Genomic DNA, 9,350 nt, shown 5'->3' on the forward strand with positions numbered 1-9,350 from the left:
GTGCAGGCCAAGGGCGCGATCAGCGTGCAGGCCAACGGCGTGCTCGACAACCAGGGCGGCAAGCTGATCGCCCAGGAAGGCGTACTGAGCGTGACCGCCGACACCCTCGACAACCGCGGCGGCATCCTTGCCAGCCTCAAGCAGTCGCTGGGTGTGCGCACCACCGGTGTACTGCGCAACGGCAGCGACGCCAATGGCCAGCGCGGCGTTCTCCAGGCCCTGGGCCTCGATGTGCAGAGCGCCAGTCTGGACAACCACGGCGGGCGCATCGCGGCGTTGGGTGGTGATGCACTGATCCGCACCGGGCAGCTGGATAACCGCGACGGCGGCATCTCCGCCAGCGGCCTGCTCAAGGTCAACGGCGCCAGCCTGCTCAACGGTGGCGACGCGCGCGGCGAAATGGTCGGCCAGCGTATCGACATCGGGCTGAGCGGCGCGCTGGACAACCGTGGCGGCATCGTCGAAAGCGCGAGTACTTTCGCCATCACTGCCGCCAGCCTGGATAACCAGGGTGGCCAGTTGCGTGCCGTGGGCAGCACAGGCAAGAGCCAGTTCGCCATTGGCGGCCTGTTCGACAACCGCACCGGGCTGGTGGAAGTCGGTAATACCGACCTGACGCTCGGCGTCGGCGTGTTGCAGAACGTCGGCGGCAAGGTGCTGCATGCGGGCAAGGGCGTGTTCGACATCGACACGCTCAACCTGACCCGCGCTGGCGGCAATCTGATCACCCGTGGCGGTCTGACCCTGACCGCCGACAGCTGGACCAACGCCAGCGTGATCCAGGCCGGGCGCCTGACGGTCAACGTCAACAACCTCACCCAGACCGCCGGCGGCCAGTTGCTGGCATTCGACAGCCTGGTGGGCAACGGCGGCAACTGGAGCAACGATGGCCTGATTGCCAGTGACGGTGATCTCAGCCTGAACCTGGGGGGCACTTACAGCAGCGCCAATGGGCGGGTGAACAGCCTGGGTACGCTGGGCGTGAGCGCGGCGCAGATGAGCCTGGGTGGCAACGCCAGCATCACCGGCGTGGGCAACACCACGGTCAACGTGGCGGGCCTGCTGACCAACCAGGGGCGGCTGAGTGCGGCAGGTGATCTGCTGGTCAATGCCGGCAGCCTGAACAACCTGGGGACCCTGGGAGGCAACCAGCTGGTGCGCGTGACCACCGGCAGCCTGCGCAACGATCGCAGCCTGTTGTTCAGTGGCGGGGACATGCAGCTGTACACCGGGACCCTGACCAACTTCTATGGCGACGTCTACAGCCTGGCTGGGCTGACGGTGGCGGGCAATGCCGCAGGTGGGCTGGCGAGCAAGGTGGAGAACATCTCCGGCAGCCTGGAAAGTGCCGGGGACATGCGCCTGAATGCGCAGACGATCGAGAACCGCAAGGAAATCTTCAAGACCACGGGGGCCCCGACCTGGAGCTCGATCGGCATGCGTCAGACCGGTCCGGGCGGCGGTCATATGGTGCTTGAGGAGTACTACGAGAAGAAGGTCGAGATCGACTCGCCCGCCGGCGCCATCCGTGCTGGCCGCGACCTGTTCGTGCTCGGGGGGCGGCTGGAGAACTCGGCTTCGGTGATCACCGCACAGCGTGATATCACGGTCAATGTGCAGAACTTCCTCAACAAGGGCGAGGCACTGGGCACCTATTCGGTATTGAAGTCGTTCACCCTGTCAGGCGTGGACAAGGTCAAGTACGCCATGCCGTATTTTGCTGCGGTGATGCGCTACAACGCAGCCAATGACCCGCAATACACAAGGGCCAACAGTAACGGCGACAGACACCTCGTTGGCACATTGCGCATGTGGGATGCCAACTGGAACGAGTCACGCATCACGCCCTACACCCGACTTGGCGGTACCGCGAACTTCAACACCATCGCGGTCATCGGTTGGAAGAGCTGGTTCGACGGCTTCTCGCTCAGTGCGCTGAACATTGCGCCGGCATACAACCCGAATGTGAGAGCGCCTCTGCCCGCGCAGATTCAAGGCGTCACGTTCTACGACCAGCGCACCATCGAGCACGGCACCCAGGTCGGTGCCGCGAATGCCGTGGTACAGGCGGGTGGCCGGGTAAGCATCAATGCCACCCGGGACGTGATCAACAGCGTCATCCAGGAAGGGCTGACGGTCAGTGGTCCGGCAGGCAAGGCGTTTGACCCCAAGCTGCCGGGCGCTGCCGGTAACACGGTTATCCGTATTCACGCCCAGCTTCCCCCTGACCTGGCGCAACAACAGGTCAACCCCCTGGCTTTGGGCGGCTTCACCTTGCCCACCGGCCAGAACGGACTGTTCCGCCTGAGTGGCCAGGGGGGCAGTACCGCGGGTGCCTCGCCGCAGGGTTGGACACTGGGAACTGCCGAGGTTTCGAACCAGGGCCGCCAGGCGCTGGCACCAGGCGGTCAGCCCGGCGCGCTGCAGGCCATGGACGCCAGTGCGGGGAGCCAGAGCCATCAGGACATCGACCGCATCGCCCACCAGGGCGGTGCCGTGGGCGGCAACGCAAGTGCCATCGGTGTCTACGCACCGGGCGGTGCGCCGGTTGACGCCACCCCTGTGCCGCGCCATCCCGGTACCAACGGCAACCCGTGGAGCAACTCACGTCCCGACATTGCGGGTGTCACCCGTATGCCGGACAGCCAATACACCAGCAAGCCACACAAGTACCTGATCGAGACCAACCCGGTCCTGACCGACCTCAAGCAGTTCATGAGCTCCGACTACCTGCTCGGCAACCTGGGCTACGATCCGGACCAGAGCTGGAAGCGCCTGGGCGATGGCCTCTACGAGCAACGTCTGATCCAGCAGGCGGTGGTGGCCCGTACTGGCCAGCAGTTCATCGATGGCCAGACCTCCGGCGAGCAGTTGTTCAAGTACCTGATGGACAATGCCCTGCGCAGCAAGGACCAACTGCAGCTCAGCCTGGGCGTGGGCCTGACGGCTTCCCAGGTGGCGGCGCTGACCCATGACATCGTGTGGATGGAAAAACACCAGGTCAACGGCGAGGAAGTCCTGGTGCCGGTGCTTTACCTGGCCCAGGCCAACAATCGCCTTGCCCCCAACGGCGCGTTGATCGCCGGCCAGGACGTGGAACTGATCGCCGGCGAGAACCTGACCAACGTCGGGACCTTGCAGGCCAGCCGCAACCTGTCTGCCACCGCTGGCAACAACCTGGTCAACACCGGCCTGGTCCAGGCCGGAGAGCGCCTGGAACTGCTGGCCGGCAACAACCTGAGCAACAGCGCCGGCGCCATCATCACCGGGCGCGACGTGAGCCTGACCGCGGTCAATGGGGACATCCTCAACCAGCGCGACCAGGTGCGCGCCGTCACCAACTTCGGCGGCACCAGCCAGCACAAGGACTACCTGGATAACGCCGCCCGTATCGAAGCCGGGAACAGCCTCAGCCTCAAGGCGGGCCAGGACATCAACAACGTCGCCAGTGTGATCCAGAGTGGCGGCGACCTGTCCCTCAACGCCGGGCGCGATGTCAGCCTGCTGTCGGTCGAGGAGCGCGAAGGCTTCTACAGCAACCGCCAGCGCAACAACACCGTGCAGCAGCATGGCGCGACGGTTACCGCCGGTCGCGACCTGAGCATTGGCGCGGGCCGTGATCTCACCGCGGTGGCCAGCCAGATCGATGCGGGCCGCAACCTGTCCCTGGCCGCGGGCGAAGACCTGAACCTGACCTCCGCCGCCAACGAAGCCCACAGCTTCAGCCGCAGCAAGAAGGTCACCCAGTCCAAGGACCAGGTCACCCAGGTCTCGACCACGGTCAAGGCCGGTGGTGACGTGTCGCTGTCTGCCGGCCAGGACATGGCCATCGTCGCCAGCCAGGTCAAGGGCAAGGGCGATGTCGACATCGACGTCGAGCGCGACCTGACCATCGCTTCCGCCCAGGACGAAAGTGCGTCCTACTACCTCAAGAAGAGCAAGGGTTCGTTCGGTCGCAAGAGTTCGAACCAGAAGGAGAGCTACCACAGCACCAACGTCGCCTCGGTGATCGAGGCCGGTGGTGATCTCACCGTCAACGTCAGCAAGCAGGACTATGGCGGCATCTCCCTGGATGGCGGCCGCGATGTCACGGTGATCGGCAGCCAGCTCAAGGCCGGCGGCGACCTCATGATTGGCGCGACGGGCGATGTGGCGGTGCTGTCCGGCGTCGAAGAGCATGGCGAGTTCAGCAAGAAGACCAAGTCCGGCTTCCTCGGCCTGTCGAAGAGCGGCAAGAGCCAGCTCAAGACCAGCGCCACCCAGGTGGGCAGCGAGCTCGATGCCGGCAACGACATTGTCCTGGCGGCGGGCAGCGATGTGCGCCTGCGCGCGAGCAAGGCCAATGCCGGCAACGATGTGGAACTGCGCGCCGGGTTGGTGGATGACGAGGGCGATGTCAATCTGGTATCGGCCAACGACACCGCCTATAGCCGCAGCGAGGAGTACAAGCAGAAGCTCAAGCTCTCGCTTTCGGCCAAGGACATGCTGTCGCCGACAGCGCTGATGCTGCCGGGCGTGCAAAACGTCTCGATCCCCTCGGTGTCGATTGCGTCGGCAAAGACCTCCGGGCATGAAGCGCGCAGCAGCACCAGTGTCGGCAGCCAGGTGGTCGCCGTGCGCGACGCTACCCTGGAGGCGGAACGCGATATCAACGTGCTCGGTAGCGGGATCAATGCCGGACGCAATGTCAGCCTGAACGCCGGGCGTGACGTGAATATCACTGCGGCGCAGAACCAGCGTGACGATACGCAGTGGTCCAAGTCGAGCAGCGTCGGGCTGCATTCGGACACCGACGACAACGGTACCAATTTCTTCGCAGGCGTTGAAAAAGAGAAAGCCAAGGACCGCCTGCGCGAGCAGTTGGCTGCCGGCAGTCGCATCCAGGCTGGCAAGGACCTGGATATCAATGCCGGGCGTGATATCAACCAGACCGGTTCGGACTTGCTGGCAGGGCACGATATCAGCCTTGGCGCCGGACGAGACATCAATATCGATGCCGGCCGTGACACGCGTATCCAGGAGCAGGAACGCGAGTATGAGAGCCAGGGGGTCAGTGGCTCGATCAAACACAACGCCGGCAGTACCAAGGATGCGATAAGCAATACCGGCAAGGGCGAGGATGGCGTCAGCAAGGGTTCCAGCACCTTGCAGACCGTGGACGCCATCGGCCAGTTCTTCTCCGGCCCCACCGGAGACGGCAAGATCGGTACCAGCAAGCAGACCAGCAGCCAGCAAAGCGTGGAGCAGAGCAATCGGTCTTCGACGCTGGAGGCCGGCAACGATGTGAAGATGCAGGCCGGCAACGACGTCAATATCAAGGGCAGCAAGGTCCAGGCCGGGCGAGACATCGATATCAAAGGCCGGGATATCAACATCGATGTCGCCAAGGGCAGCAGCAGCCAGGAAAGCAACCAGTCGCAGAGCTGGGGTGGCGTGCATGGTGGTACCAGTGGCGGCTTCAAGGTCGGCATCGGCGGCAGCCATGGCACTGCCAGTGCCGATGGCCAGCAGGGCACCTCCACGCCTTCGCAGCTGGAGGCCGGCGGCAACATCAAGCTCGACGCCAGCAATGACCTGAACATCGTGGGCAGCCAGGTCAAGGCCGGCCGCGATGTGGAGTTGAATGCCGGCAATGAGCTGAACATCGTCGCTGCCAAGAACGACAGCCAGCAAGAGCAGAACCGTCATAGCGGCGGTGGCGAGGTCGGCCTGACCTTCGGCTCGGAAGGTGTGGGCGTCTACGCCAGCGTCAACATGGGCAAGGGCGACCTGGAGCGTGAAACCCAGCGTCATCAGCAAGCCTATGTGTATGCCGGTGACCAGCTGAAGTTCACCAGTGGCAAGGACACCAACATCAAGGGTGCCCAGGTACGCGGCGACGAAGTGATCGGCCGTGTCGGTGGCGACCTCAACGTGGCCTCGGCCATCGACACCGGCAAGGTCAAGGGCAAGGAGTTCGACATCAATGCCACCGTCACCGTGGGCCCGGGCGCCGGTGTCAGTGGCTCGGTCGGCTATGGCAAGACCACCGGCAAGACCGAGTGGGTCGAGGACCAGACGCGCATCACCGGGCGTGACAAGGTCGATATCCGCACCGAGAACCACACCCAGCTCGACGGTGCGCTGATCGCCGCCGACAACGGCAATCTCAAGCTCGATACCGGCACCCTGGGCTTCAGCGACATTGCCGGCAAGGACAAGGAGCACGGTTACTACCTGAACGTGGGTGGCAGCTGGAAGAAGGGGTCGGCCAGTGCCGAGCAGGACCCTTCCAACGGCAAGGTCACCGCAGACGCGGGCAACGGCGAGAAGGGTTCGAAGAACCAGACCAGCTGGAGCGTCAGTGGCTGGGAGTATGAAAAGGACCGCGAGCAGACCGTCCGCGCCACCGTGGGTGCAGGTGATATCACTGTGCGCAAGGACGCCGAGACCGGCCAGGACTCCACAGTCGGGCTGAACCGTGACCTCGACAAAGCCTACGAAATCACGCGGGACAAGGAGTCGCGCACCGATCTCTATGTGACCGACAGCTCGCTGCACGATGTGCTGAATCCCAAGGAGACGCTGCAGAAATGGAGCGATGGGCTGCTCGACTACGACAAGACGGCGCTGAAGAACTTCGAACAGGCCGGCAATGCCCTCAACGCCCTGGTCAATCGTTACCAGCGCATGACCGGGCGGCCAATGGACAGCGGCGCTGTTGCGGTCGCGGGCCGGGCGCTGGCGGAAAACACCCTCGAGTCGCTGATCCTGGCAGGGATGTCGCCACGCGATGCCATGGCCTTGATGGGCAAGGAAGACTTCCAGACCCAGGTATTGCAGCAGCTCAACAACCTTGAGCATGTGTTCGAGCAGTCGCAGGATTTCACCCGCGAGCTTGAGCGAAATCTGGGGGCTCTGCAGCTAGACACGACACATGTCACGGCGGAGCGCGACAGCGTCCAATGGACGCTGACCTATGTCTCGACCATCAACGAGTACCTGGACGCGCATCCGGATGGGGCCGAGGCGGTCACCGTGGCACTTGCCATGCTGCAAGGCCCCAAGGCTGTCATCCAGTTGGCTGTCAGCCAGGTGATCGACCAGACGGAGCTGGGCAAGGACTTCAATGCCAAGGTCGAGGAGGCCGTGGCGAAGGTTGGCAAATACATTGCCGAGCGCATGGAGGGAGAGGACGACCTCGACAAGAAGGAAGGTGGCGACTTCCTGATTGGCGGTGGCAAGTTGATCACCAGCGTGATCATGGGCGCCATACCAGGACGCAAGGGCGGCACCCACCATGAAGGGAGCAATGGGCCGGGATCTCACCTGGATGTGCCGGATACCCGCAAGCCGCACGAGCCGCCTGCCGGCGATGTGCCGCCCAAGGGGCCGACATCGGCGTTCACCCAGCTTTCCAGCCAGGCACGGCGTTATCTCAATGAGCTGGAGGCGCACACGGGCCTCAAGGTCACCGCCGAGCAACGCGACAACCTGGCAAATGCCTTGCGCGAAAAGAACTACACCAAGCTCACGCCCAAGGAAACCCAGAAACACCGACGCGAGTTCAACAAGGTCAAGGACGAGCTGATCGGCCAATGGGAAACCAAGACAGGCCAGACGTGGCCCCGCTACACCGAGAACGTGATGAGCAAGGATGGAACAAAGGTGGTGCGCAAGGCCGGACAGCCCTACGATGCGCACCACATCATCGAAAGTGGGTTCGGCGGACCTAACGAATGGTGGAACATGCACCCGGCACGCTTCCCCGACCAGCATCAAGGTGGCATCCATGGGAAAGACAGCGTGAGCAGGGAAATCTTCACATCACGATAAGAGGGCAGGGTGAATGGGAATGTATGACGATCTGCAGCCGGACAAGGTGTCCGGCCCCCTTTCCAAACTGACGACAGCCGAAGCGCAGGTGCTCTCGGCGCTGGCTGGCCCCCATTCGCAGGTGCCGGCCGATTACCTGGCGTTCATCAGGGAGCTTGGATGGGGGGAAGTGGGTGAGGCGGCCTATATGTTGTACGAAGGCCTGCTCACGCCTGACCAGGTCTACGATGAGGATGGGGACAACGCCCTGGAAGGCATCCTGCTGTTCGGCGATGACCTGCAGGGTTACTGCTCAGGGTTCGACACGAACAATGGCTGGGTGGTTGTCGATATCGACCCGGTGAGCCGTGAGGCCCATCAGGTGGCGGACAGTTTCTCCGAGTTCATACGCGAACTGTTGGGTGACTTGTAGTCCGTGTGAACTGCAAGGGCCGGGAATCACCAGGCGGTGTCTCCCGGTTTCGATTCGCGGGTCCTTGCTGGCCGCTGCGGCCAGTTCTTCTCTCCTCTGTGTGGCTTCTTGCGGTGCGCATGCCCAGATGAGGCATGGCACCGATTTCTTCCCTTCCGACGTCCTCGATAGCCCTGGATGCAGTGCGCTGGTGGCCTCTGGCTGCCTGGAGCTTCAGCTTGGGTGGCTGCTGGAACAGGCAGTAGATGGTTTCACGGTTTTTTGACGATATTTATTTGACGTTTCCGTGATGGCAAAATAACATCTCGCGCTCTTTTTTCGAGGGCCAGGCACTGGATGATGCCTGTGCGTTGTCGGCGGGGGCGAGCTTGCGTGCCTACCTTCGCCCACAGCCTGAAACGCCCCGACATGCTGACCGACAAGGAATGCCCGGTGTACTTGCGCCTGGACTTCGTCATCTGACCGCCTGATTCACGAGACCTGACATGGACGTTCGCCTGTTTGCCTTCCTGGCCCGCCAACGCTCGGCCGCAATTCAGCCCCGCGAGCGCTTCTGCGGGCTGCCCAAGCGTGGCCTGGCCTTCCTGCTGGCCAATGCCATGTTCTGGCAGCCGTTGTGGGCGCAAGCCGCCGAAGGCGTGGTGGTCAGCGGGCCGGGCACCAGCCTCGGCCAGGCGGGCAACGGCGTGCCGATCGTCAACATCGCCGCGCCCAACGGCAGCGGCCTGTCGCACAACCAGTTCAGCGACTACAACGTCGGCCAGCAGGGGCTGATCCTCAACAACGCCACCGAGCGTACCCAGGCCACCCAGCTGGGCGGGATCATCCTTGGTAACCCGAACCTGCAGGGGGCGGCGGCCAATGTCATTCTCAACGAGGTCAATGGCGCCAACGCCAGTCAGTTGAGTGGCTATACCGAGGTGGCCGGGCATGCGGCGCGTGTCATCGTCGCCAACCCCCACGGCATCACCTGCGATGGCTGCGGTTTCATCAATACGCCACAGGCCACGCTGAGCACCGGCAAGCCGGTGATCGAGAACGGCCAACTGACCCGTTACCAGGTCGACCAGGGCCACATCGCCATCGAAGGCGCGGGGATCAATGCCAGCAACGTCGACAGCTT

General features: G+C 63.4%; 3 protein-coding genes. All 3 read left to right on the forward strand.

What is annotated here, in order from left to right:
* On the forward strand, window positions 1–7,815 hold a 7,815-nt coding region (locus tag LU671_RS28830; RefSeq protein ID WP_269806856.1), incomplete at its 5' end, for a hemagglutinin repeat-containing protein.
* Between the two features lie 19 nt (window positions 7,816–7,834).
* A complete protein-coding gene (locus LU671_RS28835) occupies window positions 7,835–8,227 on the forward strand; it encodes an SMI1/KNR4 family protein (protein ID WP_232857788.1) in 393 nt (130 codons plus the stop codon).
* A gap of 485 nt (window positions 8,228–8,712) precedes the next feature.
* Window positions 8,713–9,350 (forward strand): filamentous hemagglutinin N-terminal domain-containing protein (locus tag LU671_RS28840; protein WP_232857789.1); only part of this gene is annotated, 638 nt, incomplete at its 3' end.

This window comes from Pseudomonas sp. NMI760_13 (assembly GCF_021283245.1).
GTDB classification, from domain to species: domain Bacteria; phylum Pseudomonadota; class Gammaproteobacteria; order Pseudomonadales; family Pseudomonadaceae; genus Aquipseudomonas; species Aquipseudomonas peradeniyensis.